The 24,088-nt window shown below is 64.6% G+C and carries 19 protein-coding genes; 11 read left to right on the top strand and 8 right to left on the bottom strand.

Annotation, left to right across the window (positions count from 1 at the left end):
• The first annotated feature begins 99 nt into the window (after positions 1-99).
• The 4 genes from AC1DLO_RS05040 to AC1DLO_RS05025 all read left to right on the top strand — a co-directional run bounded on the left by AC1DLO_RS05040 (position 100) and on the right by AC1DLO_RS05025 (position 4,978).
• Positions 100-987: a glycoside hydrolase family 25 domain-containing protein gene (locus AC1DLO_RS05040; protein ID WP_476889472.1), complete on the top strand. Its 888-nt coding sequence runs from the start codon at positions 100-102 to the stop codon at positions 985-987.
• A gap of 197 nt (positions 988-1,184) precedes the next feature.
• Positions 1,185-2,138 carry a hypothetical protein gene (locus AC1DLO_RS05035; protein WP_476889471.1) on the top strand — a complete coding sequence of 318 codons (954 nt, stop codon included), beginning with the start codon at positions 1,185-1,187 and terminating at the stop codon, positions 2,136-2,138.
• Positions 2,139-2,356: 218 nt separating this feature from the next.
• Entirely contained in the window at positions 2,357-3,577 is a 1,221-nt protein-coding gene (locus AC1DLO_RS05030) for an MFS transporter (RefSeq protein ID WP_476914415.1), read from the top strand.
• A 309-nt stretch (positions 3,578-3,886) separates the two neighbouring features.
• Positions 3,887-4,978, top strand: coding sequence for an acyltransferase family protein (locus AC1DLO_RS05025; RefSeq protein WP_476889469.1), 1,092 nt, complete (start codon positions 3,887-3,889; stop codon positions 4,976-4,978).
• 4 nt (positions 4,979-4,982) lie between these two features.
• Here the strand turns inward: AC1DLO_RS05025 and AC1DLO_RS05020 are convergent, their stop codons facing one another.
• Positions 4,983-5,777 carry an alpha/beta fold hydrolase gene (locus tag AC1DLO_RS05020; protein WP_476889468.1) on the bottom strand — a complete coding sequence of 265 codons (795 nt, stop codon included), beginning with the start codon at positions 5,775-5,777 and terminating at the stop codon, positions 4,983-4,985.
• Between the two features lie 176 nt (positions 5,778-5,953).
• Between AC1DLO_RS05020 and AC1DLO_RS05015 the strand changes: the two genes are divergently transcribed.
• Genes AC1DLO_RS05015 through AC1DLO_RS05005 form a run of 3 tightly spaced genes read left to right on the top strand, consistent with a single transcriptional unit; the run spans position 5,954 to position 9,045 of the window.
• Complete coding sequence (locus tag AC1DLO_RS05015) at positions 5,954-7,006, top strand: permease (RefSeq protein ID WP_476889613.1); 1,053 nt, start codon at positions 5,954-5,956, stop codon at positions 7,004-7,006.
• On the top strand, positions 6,996-7,778 hold the full coding sequence (locus AC1DLO_RS05010; RefSeq protein ID WP_476889467.1) for a TIGR03943 family putative permease subunit: 783 nt from the start codon (positions 6,996-6,998) through the stop codon (positions 7,776-7,778). Before AC1DLO_RS05015 ends, AC1DLO_RS05010 begins: the two co-directional genes overlap by 11 nt.
• Before the next feature lie 31 nt (positions 7,779-7,809).
• Positions 7,810-9,045: a hypothetical protein gene (locus AC1DLO_RS05005; protein WP_476889466.1), complete on the top strand. Its 1,236-nt coding sequence runs from the start codon at positions 7,810-7,812 to the stop codon at positions 9,043-9,045.
• Positions 9,046-9,143: 98 nt separating this feature from the next.
• On the opposite strand, the gene AC1DLO_RS05000 is transcribed toward AC1DLO_RS05005, so the two are convergent.
• Genes AC1DLO_RS05000 through AC1DLO_RS04990 form a run of 3 tightly spaced genes read right to left on the bottom strand, consistent with a single transcriptional unit; the run spans position 9,144 to position 13,291 of the window.
• Entirely contained in the window at positions 9,144-10,064 is a 921-nt protein-coding gene (locus AC1DLO_RS05000; RefSeq protein WP_476889465.1) for a phosphatase PAP2 family protein, read from the bottom strand.
• A 32-nt stretch (positions 10,065-10,096) separates the two neighbouring features.
• A complete protein-coding gene (locus AC1DLO_RS04995; protein ID WP_476889464.1) occupies positions 10,097-11,119 on the bottom strand; it encodes a glycosyltransferase family 4 protein in 1,023 nt (340 codons plus the stop codon).
• Entirely contained in the window at positions 11,120-13,291 is a 2,172-nt protein-coding gene (locus AC1DLO_RS04990) for an amylo-alpha-1,6-glucosidase (protein WP_476889463.1), read from the bottom strand.
• A gap of 290 nt (positions 13,292-13,581) precedes the next feature.
• On the opposite strand from AC1DLO_RS04990, the gene AC1DLO_RS04985 reads away from it, so the two are divergent.
• The 3 genes from AC1DLO_RS04985 to menD all read left to right on the top strand — a co-directional run bounded on the left by AC1DLO_RS04985 (position 13,582) and on the right by menD (position 18,726).
• On the top strand, positions 13,582-14,592 hold the full coding sequence (locus AC1DLO_RS04985) for an o-succinylbenzoate synthase (protein ID WP_476889462.1): 1,011 nt from the start codon (positions 13,582-13,584) through the stop codon (positions 14,590-14,592).
• A 108-nt stretch (positions 14,593-14,700) separates the two neighbouring features.
• Positions 14,701-16,794 carry a PhoX family protein gene (locus AC1DLO_RS04980; RefSeq protein ID WP_476889461.1) on the top strand — a complete coding sequence of 698 codons (2,094 nt, stop codon included), beginning with the start codon at positions 14,701-14,703 and terminating at the stop codon, positions 16,792-16,794.
• Between the two features lie 234 nt (positions 16,795-17,028).
• Positions 17,029-18,726: a 2-succinyl-5-enolpyruvyl-6-hydroxy-3-cyclohexene-1-carboxylic-acid synthase gene (menD, locus tag AC1DLO_RS04975; protein WP_476889460.1), complete on the top strand. Its 1,698-nt coding sequence runs from the start codon at positions 17,029-17,031 to the stop codon at positions 18,724-18,726.
• 86 nt (positions 18,727-18,812) lie between these two features.
• Here the strand turns inward: menD and AC1DLO_RS04970 are convergent, their stop codons facing one another.
• From AC1DLO_RS04970 to AC1DLO_RS04955, 4 genes are all read right to left on the bottom strand, one after another.
• On the bottom strand, positions 18,813-19,589 hold the full coding sequence (locus AC1DLO_RS04970) for an amino acid ABC transporter ATP-binding protein (RefSeq protein ID WP_311770546.1): 777 nt from the start codon (positions 19,587-19,589) through the stop codon (positions 18,813-18,815).
• Positions 19,586-20,560, bottom strand: a complete 975-nt coding sequence (locus AC1DLO_RS04965; protein ID WP_184738490.1) for an amino acid ABC transporter permease — start codon at positions 20,558-20,560, stop codon at positions 19,586-19,588. Before AC1DLO_RS04965 ends, AC1DLO_RS04970 begins: the two co-directional genes overlap by 4 nt.
• A 35-nt stretch (positions 20,561-20,595) precedes the next feature.
• Positions 20,596-21,549: an ABC transporter substrate-binding protein gene (locus tag AC1DLO_RS04960; protein WP_184738488.1), complete on the bottom strand. Its 954-nt coding sequence runs from the start codon at positions 21,547-21,549 to the stop codon at positions 20,596-20,598.
• Between the two features lie 201 nt (positions 21,550-21,750).
• Complete coding sequence (locus tag AC1DLO_RS04955; protein ID WP_476889459.1) at positions 21,751-23,142, bottom strand: isochorismate synthase; 1,392 nt, start codon at positions 23,140-23,142, stop codon at positions 21,751-21,753.
• 147 nt (positions 23,143-23,289) lie between these two features.
• Here AC1DLO_RS04955 and AC1DLO_RS04950 point away from each other — a divergent pair, with 147 nt between their 5' ends.
• Entirely contained in the window at positions 23,290-24,066 is a 777-nt protein-coding gene (locus AC1DLO_RS04950; protein WP_476889458.1) for a demethylmenaquinone methyltransferase, read from the top strand.
• Positions 24,067-24,088: the final 22 nt, after the last annotated feature.

The following is a 24,088-nucleotide window of genomic DNA, read 5'->3' as shown; positions in this document are numbered from 1 at the left end:
CGGGAACTGGGCCCGGGCATGGTGCACCTCATCCTTGACCTTTGTGACACTTTGCTGCGCCCGTTTCTGAACCCGTGGCCGGCACCCAGGAGCCTCATTGTGATTCCAAAAAGCCTTGCTTTCGCGTTCGCTGCATTACTTCTCCTCGGACTGACCGGTGCCTCAGCCGCCACCACGGGCCCCGCACCCAGTGCCGGCCCTTCCGCCGGACCAGCGCCCGACGCCGGCCCCGCACCCATCGCGAACGCCGCCCCCGCCGCCGAGGTGGCCCCGGTCCCCGCTCCGGCCGCCGCTGTCCCCGCTCCCGCGGCTGCTTCAGCACCTCCCGCCGTTCCGCAGCCTTCCGCCGCCCCCGCGCCCGCCGTCGTCGTGCCCCAAGATGCTCCGAACGGCTCGGTGAAGGTGCTCGACACCACGGCGGCCATCACCGACCCCGCTTGGTTCCGTCAGGCCTACGCCGAGGGCTTCCGCCTTTACGTGATGCACTCAACCGTCTGGGGCACGTGCACTGCCTGGCAACAGACCCAGGCCCAATTGAAGATGGCGCTCGACGCCGGCCTCAAGATCGCGGTCTACACGCGTGACGCGTCGTGCTGGGAGGGCGGGATCAAAGCCGCAGGCCCGTACATATCGCAGCTGCAGTTCTTCGCCTTGGACGTCGAGCCCGGCGGAGCCCCGGTAACGCGGGCCATGGTGGACGGCGTGCGGAGCCTAGGCGTGCGGCCCGTGATCTACAGCGGAAGCGGCATGTGGCCCGGGTTGATGAACAACAGCACGGCGTTCTCGGACGTACCCCTGTGGGATACCGACACGAGCAACATCAACTACGCCAGCTGGACCGCGAACTATCTGGCTCCGGCCCCGGTGCAGTACGGCGGCTGGAACACTGCCGGGACGATGCGCGTGGGGATCCAGCAGAAGTTCGAGCACACCCTGAATGGCATCAACGTAGACCTGAACTCCTTCAGCGCGAGCTTCCTGAAGTAGTCGCTGCGGTTCTGCCCCTGCGCTGCGGTTGGTGGCCTGCGCTGCGCTATATTCCTGACGCAGCGGGAATTCCGGGGTCGTAGGGAGAATGCGGTGTCAGACGGCATGGGGCGCGTCGGGATTATTTCCCTGGAGTTGTCCACATGGAGGAATTCGGTGCTGCCGCGGGCCGAAGTCAACGTGGCAGTTTCTTATGCATGACCCATTTGCCCCGTTTGATCCTCAGCAGAGATCACCTTTTTCACGGCACGACCCTCAAGGAACTCGCCCGGAGGGCCAAGGCGGGCACCCTGCATCGTTTGCGCCAAGGGGTGTACGTTGACGGCGCTGCGTGGGCCGCACTGAAACCGTGGGAACAATATCGTGTCCGGGTCAGCGCTGCGGCCGAAACCTCCAGCGCGCGGACCATATTCGCCAGGCACTCGGCAGCGTCTGTGTGGGGGATCCCCACCATAGGCGTGCATCATCCGGTGCAAGCCGTCACCCTGAAGAACGACGGCGGCCGCTCGCGTGCCGGGATATCACGCCACTACGCGGACCCCGCTAGCCTCACGGTGCATCGCCGCGAGGGACTCTTGGTGACGGGCAGGGTGCGCACGGTACTGGATTTGGCCGCGTTCACCCCGTTCGTCGAATCCATCGCTCCCTTGGACCACGTGCTCAAAGCGGACAGGAAACGGGGACTGCCCGCCATTTCTAAGGAGACGCTCCTGGCCGGAGTGGATGGAATCTACACGGCAGCGGCCATCCGGAGGATCCAAGCGGCGATCGATTTCGCGGATCCCTTGTCCGGATCGGCGGGCGAGTCCTACAGCCGCGCTTTGATGCATGCCGCTGGATTCGAGGCTCCCGTTCTTCAACGCGAATTCCGCGACGCAGCAGGCCGCGTGGGTTATGCGGACTTCTACTGGAAGGGTAGGCGGTTGGTAGGGGAGTTCGACGGCATCGATAAGTACCTGAAGCCGGAATTCCTGAAAGGGCGGACGCCCGCTCAAGCCGTCATCGAGGAGAAGCTCCGTGAAGACCGGATCCGTGCCACGGGGTGCGGCGTCGTCCGTTGGGTATGGGCTGAACTCACGGATCCCCGCGTGTTCGAACGGAAGCTGGCAGCGGCAGGCGTGCCCCGGCGTCGTCCGCGGTCTGCGTCATGACGCGCGCCGCGCTGCGCTGTTCGTCATGCGCTGCGCCGAATTCCCCGCGACGCGCCAAAATCCCCGCGCAGCCGGAATTCCAGGTGCGGAAGGTAATTCGCGCGTCGCACCTGCGTTGGCGCGCGGCGCGTCGCACCTGCGTTGGCGCGCGGCGCGTCGCACCTGCGTTGGCGCGCGGAAGTCCAGGGCGGGTGCGCCGTCGCCCTAGGATGAAAGGGATGACAACAACCCGCACCGTCCAGCCCTTTAGCCTCCGCAGCATTGCCTTGCCCGCCTTTGGGCCCGCTCTGCTGTTCTGTATTGGTGAAGGCGCGGTGCTTCCGGTGGTCGTATTGTCCGCCCGGGACCTTGGCGCTACCGTGGCCGTTTCCGCGTTGGTGGCCACGTTGATCGGGCTGGGATCGTGGCTCTTCAACCTGCCGGCGTCGCTTATCACCATCAAGTTCGGCGAACGATGGGCCATCGTGAGCGCGGGCGCTGCCGGAGCCCTGGCCTTGCTGGCCGCGGGGTTCGCGCCCCTCCTTGCGCACAATGGCATCTGGCTTCTCGCCGCGGCGATGACCGTGGTCGGGATGTCCACCAGCGTCTTCAACCTGGCCCGCCAGAAGTACCTCACCGAGGCCGTCCCGGTCGTTTTCCGGGCGCGCGCCCTCTCCACGCTGGGCGGCGTCACCCGGATCGGCGTGTTCATCGGTCCCTTCGTCGGCGCGGCCGTGATGCAATTCGCAGGCATCAGCGGTGCGTACTGGGTTGGCGTCGTGGGCATGACGGCCGCGGCGGTGCTGTCCCTCACCATCCCCGATCTGGTGGTGCCGGACGACGCCGACGGCGGACCCAAGGGACCCGAGCCCACCCTTCGGGGTGTTGCGGTTTCCCACGCGGGCGTGTTCCTGACGATTGGCACAGGGATCCTCCTGCTCAGCGCGCTCCGGGCTTCACGCCAAGTGGTCATCCCTCTGTGGGCGGACCACCTAGGACTGGACGCAACGCACGCTTCACTCATCTATGGCCTCTCCGGCGCGATCGACATGCTCGTGTTCTACCCGGCCGGCAAACTCATGGACCGTAAAGGGCGCATGTGGGTCGCTGTCCCGTCCACCCTCATCATGGGCACGGCGTTGTTCCTCATGCCCTTATCGGCCGAGTTTGTGGGATTGCTGCTGGCCTCGCTCCTGATCGGCTTCGGCAACGGCATCAGCTCGGGACTCATCATGACCCTCGGCGCCGACTTTTCGCCGGACAAGGGCCGCGGCCAATTCCTTGGCCTGTGGAGGTTCATTTCCGACGCAGGTTCCACCGGCGGCCCGGTCCTGCTCTCGGCCCTCACAGCCGCGGTATCCCTCGCCGCGGGGGTCTGGGCCACCGGAGTTCTGGGCGTAGCCGCCGCGGTCGTGTTCGCCGTCGCGCTCCCCAAACTCAAGCACCGCAGGAACTACTAAGCCCGACGACGGCGGGACGGTCCGCCGTCGGGCGCTGCCTGATGGTGGGCGGCAGAGTCAGCCCGTAACGGCCACATGGGGCGGGTCCGGCACCGCCTGCCGCCCTCTCCCAGACTCCGGTCAGGCGCTTCGGGTACGGTGAATTGGATGTTCTCAGTCATCTCGCCTCCGCATCGTGTCACCACTGCGAATCCGACCCCTGGGAAACTTGCCCCGGACAGCGCCCGACCACACCATTCCGGGGTGGAGAATCGCCGGCTGGATAGCAATTCACAGCAGCCCCGCCCTGACCTCGGGACCTTGACCGCGTTGCGTTTCGTCGCGGCGCTTTGGGTGGTGCTCTTCCACCTTCAGGCCATGCGGCAGACTTTCCTGTCCCCTGTCTATGAGCTGTTCGGCCCGGTCATGGCCAATGGCGACCTGGGCGTGGACGTGTTTTTTGTACTCAGCGGTTTCATCATCACCTACACCTACCTGGACCGGCTCGGCCCGCGGTTCCGCTGGCGTGCGGCCAGGGACTTTGTCTGGGCCCGATTCGCCCGGATGTGGCCGGCGTTCGCACTGGTGGTGGGCGTCCTGGGCCTGTGGTTCGCGTACGGAACCGAAGAGCAATCCGTGGCGACCTGGTCGCTCCAGACCCAGGCTCCGGATCTGTCGCCGTGGGGGCTGGCCAAACAGTTGCTGATGATTCATCTCTGGTTCCAACCGGGTACCGACGGCGCCAGCTGGTTCGGGCCGGGTTGGACAGTCAGCGCCGAATGGCTGGCCTATCTGACGTTTCCATTGCTGGCACTCGTCCTGTTTCGGCTGCGCGGGCTGCATCCGCTGGCCGCACTTGCCGCCTCAGTCCTGGTCCTCCTGCCGACGGCCGCGTGGGGTCAGAACCTGCCAATCGCCGGCAGTGAGCATCAGCCTTATGAGTGGCTGCTGCGGATCGCCTGTTGCTTCATCGCCGGCGCCTTCGCTTGCATCGCCGTCCGGAACGCGGACCGAATGAACTTCAATCCCGCGCTGGCGGGCCCAGGTGCGGTACTGGCCGGGGCCGCCGTCGTCATCTTCCTGGCCGCGGCCGGAAAACCGGGCCCGGGGCGGCTGGCCGTGCTGGCCTTCCCGCTGCTGATCGCCCTGCTGGGGCTGACCCGCGGCTGGCTCCGCTCGGCGCTGTCCGCGCGCTGGCTGCAGTATGGCGGGCGCAGCTCCTACAGCCTGTACCTGGTGCACATGTTCTTCATCTACCTCTTCTACTGGCTGAACTGGCCGCATGGGGCTGGTCCGCTGGCGACGAACCTGCTCGCAGCGGGGTGCCTGGCCGGCGTTGCCCTGGCCACTCACGTTCTGTTCAAGTATGTCGAGGAGCCGGCCAGGCAAAGGTTGCGCGCTCTGGTACCGCAGCCGCGTTGAGAGCTTAGCCGAGAGAACCAAGGAACGCGGTCGCATCCTCCGCCACCCGGTCCGGACACTCCCACAAGACCAAGTGCCCCACACCTGGATAAACCTTCAAAATGGCGTCCCGTATTCGGGCCGCCAAGACTTCCTGGTGCCTCCGAGGCAGCACCGAGTCGTGTGCGCCCCACAAGATCAAGGTGGGCGCGAGAATTGTTCCGCGCTCGGTGGGCGGCGTCGCCGTGCACAAACCATCGAGAATGCGCTTCCACGCGTGCGCCGGCATGCTGATCCCGTCGTGTACCCGGTCCTCGATGAACCACGTGGGAACCGAATGCAACAGGGGGAACCAGGACAGGGAATTCCGTACCCAGTCCTCGTCGATGGGGTCCTCAAGGCGGTTGACGTCATTGGCGAAAGCGGGCCGAGCCCGAAGGCTCAGGGGAGAACCCACCAGCACAAGCGCCGCGACGCGATCAGGGTACTGGATGGCCAGCTGCTGGGCCACATAGCCGCCACTAGAGGAGCCAAGGACGAATGCCCTGCCCACATTGAGGGCGTTCAAAATGGCCGCGGCGTCCTCGGCCTGTCCTACCAGCGAATAGCCATCCTCTGGTTTGTCCGCATCGCCCTGTCCGCGGAGGTCGGGGGCGTAAACCCTGAAGTCGGTCATCCGGGGTACAAGACGATCAAAGCTTCGACGGGATTCACCCCATGCATGCAACAGCAACAGGGGCTTCGCGCCGGCGTCGCCGCGGACGAGACACGGCACCGTGATGCCCGTGCTGAGCCTGAGATTCAGGACTTCGGCATCCATAGCCTCAGGGTACGCCTGGCGTACCTGCGAGGCTGCTGCCAGAGACGAGTGGTCAATACTCGTTCCATCCGAGGCCCGGTTAGGTAGAACTTCTGGTGTAACTAGCTACCGTCGTTTTCTTAGCCTTACAGTCAGGCGCGCCTGGCCGGGTCAAGGAGGAAGGAGTGCCCGTGACGCTGCCCGCAATCGACAAGCGCGATCTGTCGACACACGAGCAAAGAAGCCCGGCCCGCGCTTCCGTATCGAAGTCTGCTGCCAGGCTCGCCGTCGGCCTCGCCATCGTTGCACTGTTCGCGGTCGTACGGGTGCTGGCCCCGCCCGCGTCAGCGACCTTCGGACTTCCCGACGCCGCTCGCGACTTCGCCACGTTGTCGATCAGCGTGGTTGTCGAATCGTTGCCCTTCGTCTTCCTCGGGATTGTCCTCTCGATCGCGGTCCAAGTGTGGCTCCCGGAGGGCATGCTGCTCCGCCGTCTGCCACGGAGCCCAGTGCTGCGGCGGCTGGTGCTCTCACTTCTGGGGATGCTACTGCCGGTCTGCGAGTGCGGGAATGTTCCGCTGGCCCGGGGATTGGTGGTCAAGGGTCTCACAGTTGCGGAGTCGATGACGTTCCTGTTCGCGGCTCCCATCCTTAACCCGGTAACCATCGTCACCACCGCGCAGGCCTTCGGCTGGGACAACGGCATCCTGGCCGCACGCATTCTTAGCGGCTTCTTCATCGCAAACCTTGTCGGTTGGATCTACAGCCGCCATCCGAGGCCCCAGGACCTCCTGACCGCCCGTTTCCAGGAGACCTGTACCCTGGCAGACCGCCACAGCGGCTCAGCCGGGAGGGTGAGGCGCAGCGTGCGGATGTTCTCGCAGGAGACGCGCGCCATGATGCCGGCCTTGTTTATCGGCGCGGGCATGGCTGGACTGATCCAGGTTGCAGTTTCCCGCGAAGTTCTGGTCACACTGGGCGGCAACCCCGTCTGGTCCGTCCTGGCGTTGATGCTGCTGGCGTTCGTCGTCGCGATCTGCTCAAACGTGGATGCCTTCTTTATCCTGTCTTTCGGCGCAACCTTCATGCCGGGAGGCATTGTTGCCTTCCTCGTTTTCGGGCCAATGATCGACGTGAAAATGCTTGCCCTGATGCGCACCACGTTTACGGCGAAGACCCTTCTCCAGCTCAGCCTGCTGGTAGCACTTTGCGCGGCCGTGCTCGGCTTGGCGGTGAACTATGGTCATTAGGCGGCTCGTGGGCCACTGGCAGGGAGTGGTTCTTAGCCTGATCGGCCTCATTGCCACGATCTGGCTGGGACTGACAGGCCAGCTCGCCCTGTACATCCATCCACGCTATTTCGTGTTCACGATCGTCATGGCCGTGATCGCGGCTGTGCTCGCCCTCGCGGCCTTCGCTCTTGACCCCGCCACGCCCGCCACCCCCAACGAGCACGACCACGAGCGCGAGCATGACCACGCCGGGGAGCGCGGATCCCGGTGGGGCTGGCTGTGGCCGCTCGGAAGCGTGCTAACGGTCATCGCCGCCGTCGTCGCCCTGCTGATCCTGCCGCCGTCGACCCTTACGACGGCGACAGTCGCCCAACGGGACCTCAACGGTTCGGCGTCTGCCCTGACGCTGAAAGCGCCCGCCCTGCCAAGCCACGGCGATTACTCCGCGTTCACGGTGAGGGACTGGGCATCGCTGCTTCGGTCCGGTGCCGGGCAGGACTTTTTTGCCGACAAGACTGCCACCGTGACCGGGTTCATCACCCCGGACAAGACCGATCCCAATGTCTTCTTCGTGGCCCGCTTTGTGGTCACCTGTTGTGCCGTCGATGCCCAGCCGATTGGCATTCCGGTGTATCACCCCGGCTGGCAGAACGAGTACAAAACCGACAGTTGGGTCACCATCTCCAGCGGTTTTCGCGCCAACCCCAACCCGGGCAGTCGCGAGGCAATCGTGCTCATACCGGATTCCATCACCCCCGCCACCCAGCCGGCGCAGCCCTATGTCTACTAAGCGCAGCCCTGCGCCTGTCAAACTCGGCCCGGTGTCCACCAAGCGGGCCGCGGCCGCTGCAGCCGCAGCTGCGCTCCTGGCCGGCCGCCGCTTCGCTCGGCGCCTCTACGGCACCATGACGATCCTCGCCGTGCTTGCCGGCGCTCTGACGGCCGCGAATCTGGCGAAGCTCCCGCACGCCAACGCCACCTCGATGTTGCCCCGTTCCTCCGCCTCCGCAGATTTCGCGCTCTACACCCTGCAACGGGACACGGGCAAGGACGACGCAGGGGTGAAGAAGCCGGACACTATCCGCGGCACAAGTCTCTCCGGCAGTGGCGAGTCCACCGCCATTGTCAGTGCTCCCCGCATTCAGGAATACGCAGCCCTTCCCTCCGCCCTCGCCGTCGTCACGATCAACGACGACAACACCAGCTCACTGGAGATCGTTTCCCTCGCCGGCGGCCCGCCAACGCTGGTTCCTTTGCCGAGCCGGGGAACGGTGGCGAACCTTCATGCGGCAGGGTCCAAACACCTCATTGGCTTCACTTTCACCGGGACGTCAACCACAGACCAGTTCTGGAAAACACTCTTCGTGTACGACGTCGTCCAGCCATCCTCAGGTCCGCGAGCCGTCCAGGGGATAAACGGTGCGGTGTCGGCTGCGGACTGGCGATTCGTCCCTGATACGGCGACATTAGTGGCGCAAACCGATGACCGGTCCATGTTTCTCATTGACGCGCAGGGAACGGGCAAAGTATCGCCGTTGGGTACGCATGCCGGGATCCTTGGGTTCGTCCCCGGCACCAACGAACTCGCCGTAGCCGATCCGGGGCTAAGAAAGGGCATAGACCCGCTTCGATACTCAACCATCAACCTCACCACCGGCACACCCGCACCACTGACCCTCGCCGCCACTTTCGCGCCCGATCCTTCCAACCCGGTCACCAACTCCGCGGGCCAGCCTTTGGTCCTGGACGGTTCCGGACAATACGCGCAGGTCGTGAGGAAGTACGACGCCGGGAAAGAGACTTCCGCCATCGTCCTCACCGACAAGAACGGCCCGCGGCAGTTCTACCAGCCTGCCGCCGAATGGTCCCGTCTCCTGGACATGTGCGTCTCCCCGGCCCGTGACTACCTCGCCGTCGAAACGGCACCCCCGCAATACGCTGGAGACCAATACCCGGTTCTTCCGGAACCTTCCCCCATGCGGACAGACCTCGTGGATCTGAAAACCGGCATGGTCCTGAAAAGCGTTCCCGGGTTTCTCCCCAGCTGGTGCGGTTGAACCCTCATGGCGCGGCGGGCCGGTCATACTGCGGGCCGCGAGGGTGACGGGCCGCTAGGGCGACGGCCGGGACTGAGGCRCCGGCCGCCGTCGGGCACTCAGGGTGCTTGCCGCCGTCGGGCACTCAGTCCGAAAAGCCAGGTGGCGGCGACCGTTGCCAGATAACCCGTGATGACGATCAGCGAGGCCCCGGCCCAGAAGTAGTTGGTGGTGCTGCTTTCCTGGCCGAAACCAGGAGCGATCTTGATCAGCGAGTACACCGCAACAGCCGCCGCAGCGACGCCCGCCAGGGCCGATAACAACAGCCATAAGCGCGAGGACGCCCAATGGTCACCGCGATCGTCCTGGACATTCCAGCTGTTTCCGGTACGCAGCACCAGCCAGCCGGCCGGAAGCATGACCGCTCCCACCAAGAGGAACGCCGCTACGACGTCGGCGGGCCGGTGCCACTGGTTGATCAGGGTGGACACCCCGGCCGCCGCCGCGAACGTCCCGCCCAGGAACCCGGCTATGGGGCGCCAACGCGGCGACACCACCAGGAACACGGCAGCCGCCGCGGAGGCCGCCAGCGTGGTGTGGCCGGACGGCAGCGAATTCAGCTCGATGGTCTGGACGCCGCGGAACGGCCTGTCCGGGAACCAATCCTTCAAGACCTGCGTGGCCAGGTTTGCCGCCACACAAGCGGCCAGTGCGATGCCCGCAGCCTTCCAGCGCCGGCGCGCTACGGTGACGAAAAGAACGACGACGGCGGCGATCGCCACCGAAATGACCGGCAACCAATCGAGGAACTTGGTGGTTGCCCGCTCGGCCGGTCCGTTGAGGGTCACGGCCTCCACCAGGGCGGATTCGTCGATGTACTGTCCCGTTGTGGTGCGGACAAAGAAATAGTAGGTCGCGGCGAATCCGGCCACGCATGCCAAAGTTGCCAGCACAAAAAGGAAGCCCGTTCCGGTGCCTGCCCAACGCTTGGTTGCGGTCCTCTGTGTGGCCGGCAGCCGGCCTGTGCTAGGAAAACTCATTATCTTCAGGGTGCCATATCTGGCTGGGAGGATCACTTCTGCCCGGCGAGAAGTTCCGCATAGAGCTCCAGGTGTTCGGCAACCATCCTTTCGGCGCCGAAGTAGGTTTCCGCGGCTCGGCGGCATTCGCTGCGGTCAAGCGCGGTTGCAGCAATGAGGGCGGATGCGAGTTCCGGGGGATTGGAGCCGAGGTAGCCAGTGACGCCCTCGGAAACGATCTCCGGGGCGGATCCTCGGAATGTTGCCACTACTGGCGTGCCGGTAGCGAGGGCCTCGATCATGGCCATCCCGAAGGGTTCATCCCATTGGATCGGATTCAGCAACGCCACGGAGCCGCCCAGGAGGACAAACTTGTCGGCGGCGTTCAGCTCGCCGAGGTATTCGACGTCGGGCCCCAACAATGGCGCGATGACCGCGGAGTAATACTCGTGCTCCTCCGCGCTGTACATCTTGGCCGCAATTCGTAGCGGAATCCGGGCCATCCGGGCGGTCTCTATTGCTTCGGGCAAGCCCTTGCCAGGATGCATCCGGCCAAGGAAGCTGGCGTAGCCGCCGTCGCCGGTTCCGAACGGGACGGATTGCGTGTCGATGCCGTGGTGAATGACCCTCCGTACCTTGATCCCCGGAGCAGAGTCTGCTTGATGCTTCGAGATGGCAATGATCGCAGTGTCGGTTGCCATCGCCTGGTAAATGTCGTGGTTCTCGGCTGAAAACGGAAGATGGGCCGTTGCGGCAAGGGGAATTCCTCGTGGCCGATGCCTATAGAGCGGCCCGGCCAGCGTGTTGTCGTGGATGAGGTCGACGTCCTCCATGGCCGCGAAGGCATACACGCTGTGGCGAAGTTCGTCGGTGCCGTTCCCTATCCTGGATCCGTCCGCGGGCGGAGGCCCAGGGACTTTGGCCACTGGACATGTGCTTCCGGACGCCGCCGCCAGAAGCACATCGTGCCCCGCTGCGGACAGGCCACGCGCCAGGATATCGATGATCGACTCCGTGCCCCCGTAAGCGGGCGGTGGGACGGGGATCCAGGGCGGGGCAACCAATCCGATGCGCAACTACTTCCCCCGCCGCAGTCCTGCGGTGACGTGGTGGACATCCAGCAGATCGGAAAGCGGTTTGCGGGCCTCGAAGTGAAGTGCGATATTTTCGGGCAGGTCTGTAACCCGTGTTTGTCCATTGACCACCTCCACGGAAATTCGGGATCCGGCGAGGGGAATGTTCTGCATCTTGATGTCCCCGAAGCCTTCAGGAACCACCGGGGCCAGCCAGAGTCCTCCGTGCGTGAGGCACGGATCGAAGCGGAGCAGCACGCGGAGCAGATGAATCGGTGTGGAGGCCGCCCACGCCTGCGGCGAACATGACGAGGGATACGGGACGGGCATCCCGTAGGTTTTCCTGTCCAAACCGCAGAACAACTCCGGCAGCCGCCCCCCAAATGCTTCCGCCGCGTCCAAGAGGCCCATGACGATCCGCCGGGACTCCTCCACGAAGCCGTAACGCATCAAGCCGCCAGCGATGAGGGCATTGTCGTGTGGCCACACCGAGCCATTGTGGTAGCTCGCAGGATTGTAGGCCGCCATGTCTGAGGCGAGCGTCCGGACGCCCCACCCAGTGAACATGGAGTCCGACATTAGCCGTTCCGCGACCAACGGAGCCTTGTCGTCGTCGACGATTCCGCTCCAAAGGCAATGACCCATATTGGACGCGCACGCATCTACCGGCCGCTTGTCGCGGTCCAGGGCGATGGCGAAATAGCCGCGTTCAGGGAGCCAGAACTGCTCGTTGAACTTACGCTTGAGCTCGGCCGCCCGGGCACCCCACACCGCAGCCAGCTTCGCATCTCCGTCCTCTTGCGCCATGAGGGCCCGGCTGAGATAAGCCGTGTACACATAGCCTTGGACTTCACACAGTGCGGTTGGTGGCGTAGCCAATGTCCCGTCGGCGAAATTGATGCCGTCCCCGGAATCCTTCCAGCCTTGGTTGAGCAGTCCTTGGTCCGTAGCCCGCAAGTACTCTACGAAGCCATCCCCGTCGGCGTCTCCGTAATCGCGGATCCAATCCAAGGCCCGGTCCACCGCAGGCAGGAGGGATTCCGTGACTTCGGAACGGAATCCCCAGCGGGTGAGCTCCCCGGCAAGCGTGACGAACAACGGAGTGGCATCCACCGACCCGTAGTAGGCACTCCCACCCCCAAGGGCCAGGCCCGTACTGGCACCGAGACGGACCTCATGCAGGATTCGCCCGGGTTCCTCCTCGCTGAGCGGATTGACGGTGCGGCCCTGGTGGTCTGCGAGAGTCTGGAGGGTACCCAAGGCCAGCGAGGGGTCGAGGGGAAGGGTCATGAACGAAGTCAGGAGCGAGTCCCGGCCGAAGAGGGCCATGAACCAAGGCGATCCTGCCGCCACCACCGTGCGCCCGGGATGGTCGGGATCGAAGATCCGTAACGAGCCGAGGTCCGCCCTGCTTTGATCCAACGCCTTTTGGAAGGCGTGGTTGGCCACGTCGGTTTGGGGAACCTTACCGTGCCACTCCTGCAACCTCTCTTCCGGGACGTCGTAGGGACGCTGGCTGCCCCAGACAGAGGCGTCGGCATCCGGTCCAACCCCGTCGATGCTTGGCGTGGCGGTCACGCTTGTTGACCAATGGCCTTGGGGCCCGATGGCGATGTCATAGCTGAGGACATCACCGTCAACCACGGCACTCGGGGCGTCGACAGTGACCAGGACATGCCGCCCCTGCCGCTGGGATTCAAGGACCAGGGCGCCGTTGCTTCCCTGCGCCAGATGCACACTCTCGTGCTTTGCTCGCCCTTCTTTGACTTCGAAGATGTCGGCAAAATCAGCACTCACCGTCAGCGAAACAGTGCATCGAGTGGCTTTGTTGGAAAAGTTCCTGACCGTGATTTCCTCGCGCACTCCGCCGAACAAGCTCCGTCGGCGTTCGATCAACAGATTGCTGTCTGCTAGACCGTCGGTGCGTGCCGCCCGGCCGATGAAATCAGCTCGGTAGGGCTCCGGGACCGGTGAGCCCAGGGCCTCGATGGCGTGGCCGTTCACTGCGAGCACCCAGTGGGAAACGAACCGCGTGTCCCGGAAAAACATTCCGTGGGGGCGCAATTGGTCCATGTCGCCGTTAGCTGCGGACACACAAAAAGATGTTCCCGCCAATAGGGTCACGGCGCCTGCGCCCGCCGAACCTGCGAGGTTTTCGGCATTCCAACCTGTCATCGATGAGCTCCAAGGTAGGGAAGGGGCGGAGAGTGATGGGGAAAGGGATAAGGCCAGGGAAGGCGATGAAACGGGGCGGGGGATTGGAAACAGGGCAGCTTGCATCAGCGTATTCTGCGCGTCTTCGGAAGTGAACCCTCCTGCAGATATGACCCCCCTTTCCTCCGACCCTCCTTCACATATGGCGGTCTTCCAGCGAACCCTCCTGCACTTCGAACACCATCCGCCGCCCTCACCACAAACAGCCGGGCGGCAACTCGACCCAGCGATCACCACGCTAGAGTGAAGCCATGTCTGCCGCGCTCGCCAGCCCCCAAGCGGTCCCCACACTTGACGAGCTCCTCGCTACCGCCACGGTAGTCAGCCTTCCGATGCGGGTGAAGTTCCGCGGCATCATGGAACGCGAAACCCTGCTGTTCCGCGGCCCGGCCGGGTGGGGCGAGTTTTGTCCGTTCCCCGAGTACGGCGACACCGAGGCCTCCCGCTGGCTCGCCGCCGCCGTCGAAGCCGCCTGGCAGGGTTTTCCGGCGCCACTCAGGGACACCATTCCCGTCAACGCCACCGTCCCCGCCGTACCTGCCACCCGGGTGCCCGAGGTCCTGGAACGCTTCGGCCGCGTGGACGCCGTCAAGGTCAAGGTCGCCGAGCGCGGGCAGGAACTGGCCGACGACGTCGCGCGCGTCACCGCAGTCCGGGAGGCCCTGCCGGACGCCGCGATCCGCGTGGACGCGAACGCGGGCTGGGACGTGCCCCAGGCGGTCGAGGCACTCGGGCGGCTCTCCGCCGTCGGGCTCGAATACGCCGAGCAGCCCGTGCCGCAGATCGAAGGACTCGCCGAAGTCCGCCGTCGGCTCGCGCGGCAGGGAACGCCCGTGCTCATCGCCGCTGATGAATCCGTCCGCAAGGAAGATGATCCCCTCAAGGTGGCCCGAGCCGGCGCGGCGGACCTGGTCGTGGTCAAAGTGGCGCCCCTTGGGGGAGTGCGGCGCGCGCTGGACATTGTGGCGCAAGCCGGGCTTCCCGCCGTCGTGAGCTCGGCGCTGGACACCTCCGTGGGGATCCGCGCTGGGCTCGCGCTCGCCGCCGCGCTGCCGGAACTGCCGTACGCGTGCGGGCTGGGGACCGTGCGGCTGTTCGCCTCGGACATCACCCGGGATCCGTTAGTGCCCGACGACGGCGCCATCCGCGTCCGCGAAGCCGTCGCCGACGAGGAACTGCTGGAGCGGTTTGCGGCCTCCGCTGAACGTCGCGACTGGTGGCTGGACCGACTCCGCCGCGTGTATGCGCTCCTGCATGCATAGATAACTGTGAAAATGCTGGGAGTTCACCGGAACTTAACCGGAGCGTCCTCTCGGATTCCGCTGGCGCTGCAAGGGTGGGGAAATCACTCAATCCCCGGAGGTATTCCCATGTCTGAATCAACCAACCGCAAGTTCGCCTTGCTCCCCATGCTCGGCCATACGAAGGGCAAGCGCAGTCCCGTCACGTGCGCCCTGAAGTGCGACAACGCCTGTTCCGGCGACGTTTGCAACACGAGCTCCAACGCCTACTTCCGCGATGTCGCTTCCGCGGCTGTGTCCCGCCGCGCCGCCCTGGGCCTCGGCGCCGCCGGTGCGCTCGCCGTCGTACTGAGCGGGCTCGCTGCGCCTGAAAAGGCAGTGGCCGACGGCGGTCCCGGCCTTTCGGCTGCTGCGAAGGCCGGCTTCGACAAGGCCAAACTCAAGTTCACCCCGATCAAGCCGGTCGACTACATCGTGGATGAGTTCACCGTGCCGGAAGGCTTCGCGTGGCAGCCGATCATCCGCTGGGGCGATCCCCTTTTTGCCGACTCGCCGGCCTTCGAGCTGAACGGTCAGACCGCAGCGGCACAGGCCCGCCAGTTCGGCTACAACAACGACTACACGGACATCCTGCCCATCCCGGATTCCAAGGACCGCCGTGCCGTGCTCTTCACCAACCACGAGTACACCAACGAGAACATCATGTTCCCGGCAACTTTGGCGGCTGCGGAGGCGCGCGCGATCGGGCGTGCCGCGCATGGGCTCACGGTTGTTGAACTCGAGCGCAAGAACAAGAACAAGCCGTGGAACTACGTCAAGGGTGCCCAGCTGAACCGCCGCTTCCTGACAGACACTACCTACGAGCTCACCGGCCCCGCCGCTGGCACGGACTTGGTCAAGACCATCGACGACCCCTCGGGCCGGGCCATCAAGGGTACCCTGGGCAACTGCTCCGGCGGCACCACTCCCTGGGGGACCATCCTTTCAGGCGAGGAAAACTTCAACGGCTACTTCGCGGCTCCCGGCACCTCGGCGAGCGACAAGCGCTACGGGCTTACATCCAAGGCCACCGCGCGCAAGTGGGAGCTGGACGAGCAGCGATTCGACACTCGTAACGCCGGCTACGCCAACGAAACCAACCGCTTTGGCTGGATCGTGGAAGTCGACCCGTTCGACCCCTCCTCCACACCCAAGAAGCACTCCGCCATGGGTCGTTTCAAGCACGAAGGCGCCAACGTGATCGTGGCCGAGTCCGGCCATGTGGTGGCATACATGGGCGACGACGAGCGCTTCGACTACCTCTACAAATTCGTCTCCAAGGGCAAGTACATGGCCGGAGACTCGTCGGCGGCGCGCCGGAACAACATGAACCTTCTCTCCGAAGGTGATCTCTACGTGGCCAAATTCACGGGCGACTCTCCCGCAGCCGAAATCGATGGCAGTGGCAAGCTTCCGTCCGACGGCGCATTCGACGGTTCCGGCGAGTGGCTTCCGCTGGTGGTCGACGGCGTCTCCGCTGTTCCGGGCATGTCCGTTCCTGAAGTCCTGGTGTACACCCGCCTCGCCGCGGACAAGGTCGGTCCCACGAAGATGGACCGCTGCGAAGACGTCGAGCCGAACCTGGCGACTGGCAAGGTCTACGTGGTCTGCACGAACAACTCGGATCGCGGCAAGCCCGGCAAAGAAGGCGCCACCGAGGTCAACCCGCGCACGTTGAACCGCGACGGCCACATCGTCGAGATCACCGAAACCGGCGACCAGACGTCCACGCGCTTCAACTGGACGCTCCTGATGGTTTGTGGAGATCCCGCCAAGAACTCCTCCACATACTTCTCTGGCTTCCCGGCCGACAAGGTCTCGCCCATTTCCTGCCCGGACAACGTGGCCTTCGACTCGGCAGGCAACATGTGGATCGCCACTGACGGCGCGCCGTCGTCCATTGGGTATGCCGACGGTCTCTTCAAAGTCACCCTGGATGGCAGCGAACGCGGCAAGGTTGAACAGTTCCTCGCCGTACCGCGCGACGCCGAGACCTGCGGACCGATAGTCCACGACGACGAGCGGACCGTATTCGTCGCCGTGCAGCACCCGGGCGAGGAAGGTTCCTTCGACGCTCCGCACTCGTACTTCCCGGACTACGTGGGCGCCGGCGCCACCCCGGCCGCCGGCCAGGTCCGCGCCCCGCGGCCGTCGATCGTGCAGGTGTTCCGCAAGGACGGCTAGCCCTTCCCCTTCCCCTGACGTCCTGCCGGCAGGGAAACGCTCGCTCACCTTTGCTTTCAAAGGTGAGCGAGCGTTTGGGTTTTGGCGCCCAAAGGTGAGCGAGCGTTTGGGTTTTGGCGCCCAAAGGTGAGCGAGCGTTTGGGTTTTGGCGCCCATAGGTGAGCGAGCGTTTGGGTTTTGGCGCCCATAGGTGAGCGAGCGTTGGAGGGGAGGCGCCGCTAATAGACTGGTGCGGTGACTTCGCAAGGCTCCCTGAGCTCCCTCGCCGCTGCCCGGATCGCCGTCAAGGCGCTGCTCGACGGCGGTGTGCGGCACGTGGTGGTCTCTCCCGGTTCGCGCTCGGCACCCATGGCGTATGCGCTGGCCGAGGCCGAAGCGGCCGGGAACGTCCGGCTCCTGGTCAGGATCGACGAGCGCTCTGCCGGTTTCACGGCCCTTGGCCTGGCCCTGTCCACGGGAGCCCCGGCGGCCGTCCTGACCACCTCGGGCACCGCCGTCGGGAATCTTCTCCCCGCGGTCATGGAGGCCAACCACGCCGCCGTGCCCCTCGTGGTCCTTTCAGCCGATCGCCCTGCCGAGCTCCACGGCACCGGCGCCAACCAGACCACCATCCAACTGGACCTCTTCGGCGAGCACGTTCGTTTCGCCGTCGACATCGCCGCTGGCAGCAACCCGCGGAGGGCCGTCGAGACTGCCATCTATGCTGCAACGGGCGCCCTTGAAGACACGCCTCCCGGGCCGGTGCAGCTCAACCTGGCGTTCCGCGAGCCACTGGTTCCGGAACCGGGCGAGGCGCTGCCCGCCACCAAGGGACACGGAGTTTTCCACTACGACTCCGGTCCCCAGCCACTGAGCATGCCCCCCGCTCCCGCCGAACTAGCGGAACGGCGGACGGTGGTTTTGGCGGGGCACGACGCCGGTCCGGTCGCCGAGGCGTTCGCCCGCGCCCACGGCCTTCCGTTGTTGGCCGAGCCGTCGTCCAACGCGCGCTTCGGTCCCAACGCCGTCGGGCCGTACCGCCTCATGCTGGACAACTTCGGGCGTGGCTCTGCACTGCCGATCGAGCGGGTGGTGGTCTTCGGTCGGCCTACGCTGTCGAGGCCCGTCGCCTCTTTGTTGGCCCGCGGAGACCTTCGCGCCGCCATGTACGAGCCCGTTCCTGTGGCCTGGTACGAACATGGCCGGCGCAGCGAGGAACGCTTTGATTCGCTGACTGAGTTGGCTGGCTTCGCTGGCCGTGGCTCGGATGAGTGGCTCGACGCCTGGCTCCTGGCCGGGGCCGCAGCCCAACATGCGCTCGACGGCATCCTCGAGGCGGAGCAGGCAGCCAACGGTCCCGCCGTGGGAGCCACCGTTTGGAAACACGCGCGCGGACAGCTGGTCCTGGGCTCCTCCAACGGCATCCGCGACGTCGACCTCGCCGGACAGCCCAGCTCCGAGCCCCTCGCCACGGTGTTCGCGAACCGTGGGCTCGCCGGCATCGATGGCACCATCTCCACGGCAACCGGAATCGCCCTTGGCGCGGGCCGCGAAACCACCCTCCTCCTGGGCGATGTCACTTTCCTGCACGACGCCGGTGGCCTGTTCCTTGGAGCCGGAGAACCAGGACCGGACCTCCGCATCGTGGTCCTCAACGACGCCGGTGGGGGCATTTTCGGCCTCCTCGAGCACGGCAAGGTGGAGGACGACGGCGGCTACGGCACCGCCGTCGAGCGCCTCTTCGGCACCCCGCACAGCGTCGACATTTCAGCGCTGGCCGCGGCATACGGCGTCGGGCACATTTCGGTACGTACGACGGCGGAGCTCGCCACGGCGCTTGCCGCGCCTTTGAAGGGGCGCAGCATTGTCGAGGTACGCACTGACCGTTCCGGCCTGCGTCCATTGCACGCGCGCATCAAGGCTGCGGTGTCCCAGGTGCTGCTCGGGGCGTAGCGCAAAAATGCCCAGCGACACACAAAATGCCCTGCGCAGCTGGAATTCCAGCCGCGCAGGGCATTTTGCGTGTCGGCAGCCCGAACCTACAGCACGCGGCTGAGGAATTCCTTGGTGCGTGCGTGCTGGGGGTTGGCGATGATTTCGCGGGGGTCGCCCGATTCCACCACCACGCCTCCGTCCATGAAGGTCAGGCGGTCGCCGACTTCGCGGGCAAAGCCGATCTCGTGGGTCACCACGATCATGGTCATGCCGGACTTGGCCAGATCCTTCATCACGTTCAGCACATCGCCCACGAGTTCGGGGTCAAGGGCGGAGGTGGGTTCGTCGAAGAGCATCAATTCCGGTTCCATGGCCAGGGCCCGGGCGATCGCGACGCGTTGCTGCTGGCCACCGGAAAGCTGTGCCGGGTAATGGTTGGCTCGGTCAGCCAGGCCCACCCGGTCCAACAATTCGAGGGCGGCCTTCTTGGCGACTGCCTTGTTCTTGCCCTTGACCTGCACGGGAGCTTCCATGACGTTGTACAGCGCGGTCTTGTGCGGGAACAGGTTGAAGCGTTGGAAGACCATGCCGATTTCCCGGCGCTGCGCGGCGATTTCCTTGACCTTCAGGTCGTGGAGACGGCCGTTGACTTCGCGGTAGCCGATCAGCTGGTCACCGACGGAAATGCGACCTGCGCTGATGGTTTCGAGCAGGTTTACGCAGCGGAGCATCGTGGACTTGCCTGAACCAGACGGGCCGATGACAACGGACACTTCGCCCTGGTTAACTGTCAGGTCGATGCCGCGAAGGACGTGGTGGGGACCGAAGTACTTGTGGAGGCCTTCGATCCGTACCAGCGGTTTCTGGGTGGTGATCGTCATTTTGCCTCCTCCTCGGGGAATTCCATCTTCAACGACGGCTCTGCTTCTGCGCTCGGTGCGACTGCCGCGGCAGCCTTGGCAGCTGCGGGGTTGATGAGGGCTGGAGCCTGGTTGGTATCCACGCCCTTGCCGTAATACTTCTCGATGTAGTGCTGACCCACCATGAGAAGACTGGTGACCAGGAGGTACCAGAAGGCGGCAATGATCAGGAGAGGGATGGGTAGGTAGATCCGGTTGGCCAACGCGTTGGTCGCGAAGGTCAGATCGAGAGTGAACGGCACGGCCAATACCAGGGAGGTGGTCTTGAGCATACCGATGGTCTCATTACCGGTGGGCGGGACGATGATGCGCATGGCCTGCGGCAGGACGATCCGCCACATGATCTTTCCCTTGCCCATGCCTAGGGCTTCGGCGGCCTCGGTCTGGCCCTTGTCCACGGACTTCAGGCCGGCCCGGAAGATTTCGGCCAAGTAGGCCGATTCGTTCAGGCCCAAGCCCAGGATGGCCGGGATGAGGCCGTGGGTTGGGTCCGAGAGAACGTAGCTCACGAGTTGAGGGCCAAAAGGAATCCCGAGGGAAATCGTGGGATAAAGAACCGTGACTAGTCCCCAGAAGAGAAGCTGTGTGTAGACCGGGGTGCCGCGGAAAAACCAGACCCAGAGCCAGCTTGTGTAGCGCAGGACCGGGTTGTCGGACTGGCGCATCACGGCCAGCAGGATGGCCAGAACGATCGCCAAGACCATTGCCGCGACGGTCAGCAGCAGGGTCCAGCCCACGCCCTGGACGACCTTGACGTCCAGGATGTAGGTCCCGACCACGTCCCAGCGGAAGTTGGGGTTCGTGATCGCGCTCTGAATCATAAGGATCACGGCGCCAACAACGATGATGGCGCTGATCCAGCGGCCCGGATGCCTGACCGGCACAGCGTCGTTCAGCACCGGCGCTGCGTGGCCTTGTTGATGATGATCCATCTGTGCACCTGATTTGTTATCGGTGGCGGGAATACTCAAGACTTGACCGCCGGGTTGACCTCGGACTTGGTGATGGCGCCTTCGGCGTTGCCCCAGCCAGTGAGGATCTTCTTGTAGGAGCCGTCAGACATGAGCTTGGTGAGGGTCTTCTGGATGACATCGGCGAGGGCGGTGTCAGACTTCGCGACAGCGATTCCCTGGGGAGCGGCGTCGTAAACGTCGCCGAACCGCTCGAGCTGGCCGTTGGTCTGGGTCAGGGCGTAACCGATGATGGGGGAGTCGGCTGCCATGGCGTCGATGCTGCCGTTGACCAGCCGGGTGGTGACGTCGGTCTGGTTCTTGAGCGTCACGATGTTGATCGGCTGCTTGCCGTCAGCTGCGCATTTCTTGTTGCGGCCGGAGAGATCCGGGTCTTCCTGAACGGTGCCGGTCTGCACGCCGATGGACTTGCCGCAGATGTCATCCAAGGAGAACTTCTTCGGGTTGCCCTTCTGCACGGCCCAAGCGGTGCCGGCGTTGAAGTAGCTGACCATGTTGACGGCGCCGAGACGCTCAGGGTTGATGGTGAAGGACGAGATGCCCAGGTCGTACTTGGGGCCGAGGGCCGGGAGGATGCCCGTGAATTCGGCAGTCTGCACCTGGACCTTCAGGCCAAGGGTGGCGCCGATCGCCTTGGCGATGTCGACGTCGTAACCGACCGGGGTCTGGCCGTCGGTTCCGAGGAATTCCGCAGGAGCATACGTCGTGTCCGAGCCGACGGTCAGCGTGCCCTTGGACTTGATGGCCGCGGGGACCAGTGCAGCCAGGGTGTCGTCCTTGGTGATAGTGCTGGGGTCAAAGCTTGCATTGGCACTGCCGGAAGGCGAGGCGGCGCTCGACGGGCCCGCCTCTGAGGCGTTGGTGCAGGCAGTCAGTGCCAGGGCGCCGATTGCGATGATGGTTGCAGCCTTGAGCGTCGAACTGACCGGAAGCGAACGGAATTTCTGCATTTTCTTACCTTTTGTTGCAGTGGATGCGAAACTAATCGGTTCATAGTGTAGCGCCGAACATGAGATGTGCGTCACAGAAAACTAAGTTTTACTATTGGATAACCTACCAAGCAAAAAATCAAGACCCCCACCGTGGCTATTGTCTCGCACCCCAGACAGTTGGGAGGGCAGGTTTCGAACGGAATCCTTGGGTTTGGGGCCTTAGCTGCTAATCCCCAGGGACTCGAGCATCGGCCGGAATTTAGCCCACGTCTCGGCCAGCTCAGCCTCGGGAACGGAGCCCTCAACGATCCCGCAGCCCGCATAGAGGCGCACGGTGTTCGGACTCTCGATGATTGCACCACGAAGCGCGATGCCCCACTCGCCGTTGCCCGCGGCGTCGAGCCATCCGACCGGTCCCGCGTAGGGGCCTCGATCCATGTGCTCAAGCTCCCGGATCAGTTCCCCGGCAACCAAGGTAGGTGTCCCGCACACGGCGGCCGTGGGGTGAAGTGCGTTGATCAGGGCCAAACACGTAGGGACATGTCCCTCGATATCGGCGAGCTCAGCCTTCACATCCGATGCCAGATGCCAGACATTGGGCAGCTCCAGGATGAACGGTTCGCTGTGGGCGTTCATGGCCTCGGAGAACGGTGCAAGCTGCGTGGTCAGCGATTGGATGGCGATCTCATGCTCATGCCGTTGCTTCTCGGAACCGGCCAGCACCCGTTCGGCGTATTCCATGGGGGAGCCGTCCATCCCCACAGCGTCACGGCGGTCCAACGTCCCGGCCAGGACTCGCGCCTGAGCAGTCCGGCCCTCCACTTGGATGAGCATTTCCGGCGTCGCACCCACCAAGCCGTCGACGCCGTATGTCCAGCATTCGCGGTATCGGCTGGCCAGCTGCCGGAGCACCTGGGCGGCGTTGACGCCGTCGGGTAACGTTGCCACAACATCGCGGGCGAGGACGAGTTTCTCGAGCCTTCCCGTCCGGATTTCCGTCACGCCGTCCGCAACGGCCTGCATCCAGTCGGCTTCGCTCAGTGAACCGCTCTCAAGCGTGACCTTCCCGTCCCCCAGCTGACTCGCATTTGTTGTCGTTATGAGCCTTCTAAACGACAACAAATGCGAGTCAGTTGGGTGCCCGACGCCGGAGCCTCCCGCCGCGGTAAGCTCACCGTCCGCGGGGCTGAGCCAGCCCGCGAGTGCGGTGAGGGCGCCCGCCTCGGTGAGTTCGACGTCGTCGAGCGTTAACTGGGTGAGCCATGACTGCCCATCCCGGATCCCGACCACGATTTCTGGAAGGATCAGGCGCGATTCGAAGGGGGAGGTCTTGGAGAATGCAAAGGAACCAAAGGCCACGGGGCCGGTGCCGGGGATCTCGAGGGGATCTGTGATGTCGGCCTCGATGACGAGATGGCGCCACCAGATATCGGCCTCAAGAAAGCGATCGGGCCCGGTGGCAGTGAAGCGTTCGAGTTCGCCAAAGCCCACCAGTCCGTTCTCGCGGCGGGACCAGCACAGGACGTCGTCCCGGACCAGAAACGACGGCAGCCCCCCGGAGGATGAATCAACATCGAGGGGGACTGTCAAGGTGCGGAGCGTGCTCGTCATGATGGAACAACATTACTCCCGCGGGCAAGGGGAGCCGCGTCGGCTGGCAGGAACTCCAGACGGAAACCCGTCGCGCCCCAAGGAGAACCCGCGCCGGCACGGAGTGCCCCGAAAGTTCTTCCCAAATTTGTCTGAGACAATTGCAGGGTGAACCGAGCATCCTTGGAAAAGCGTCCGGACGAAGTTGCGACGATGTTTGACGATGTCGCCCCCAAATACGACGTCGTCAACGATGTCCTGTCCATGGGGCAGACCCGGCGTTGGCGCCGCGTCGTCGTGGAAGCGATGGATGTTCGGGTAGGCCAGAAGGTCCTGGATCTGGCTGCAGGTACGGGCACCTCCAGCGAGCCGTATGCCGACGCCGGAGTGGACGTTGTGGCCTGCGATTTCTCGCTAGGGATGCTCAAGGTTGGCAAGCGCCGCCGCCCGGACATCAACTTCGTTGCCGGGGACGCCACCAACCTGCCGTTCGCGGACAACTCCTTTGACGCGTGCACCATTTCATTCGGCCTGCGCAACGTCAACGAACCGCACAAGGCCCTCGAGGAAATGCTTCGCGTCACCAAGCCCGGCGGACGACTGGTCATTGCCGAATTCTCGGCCCCCGTAGTGCCCCTCTGGCGCACCATGTACACCGAATACCTCATGCGCGCGCTGCCGGCCATCGCCACCAAGGTCTCCTCCAACCCGGACGCGTACGTGTACCTTGCCGAGTCCATCCGCGCTTGGCCGGACCAGGACCACCTGGCCGCCTGGCTGCAGGAAGCTGGCTGGACGGACGTCAACTACCGCAACTTGAGCGGTGGAATCGTGGCAGTACACCGGGCCCAGAAGCCTGCCGCTCCGCACACAGCTAGCGTCCCCGTGGCCAAGCTGCGGCGCCAGATCAAGCCGCGCCGCCAAGCCGGCGATCAGTCCCGCTGACCGGCTCATTAACAAGGACGCT

The sequence above is a fragment of the Arthrobacter sp. 01T419 genome, assembly GCF_056398865.1.
The sequence above is the reverse complement of the archived record's forward strand: the minus strand, read 5'-3'. Positions and strand labels throughout refer to the sequence as shown.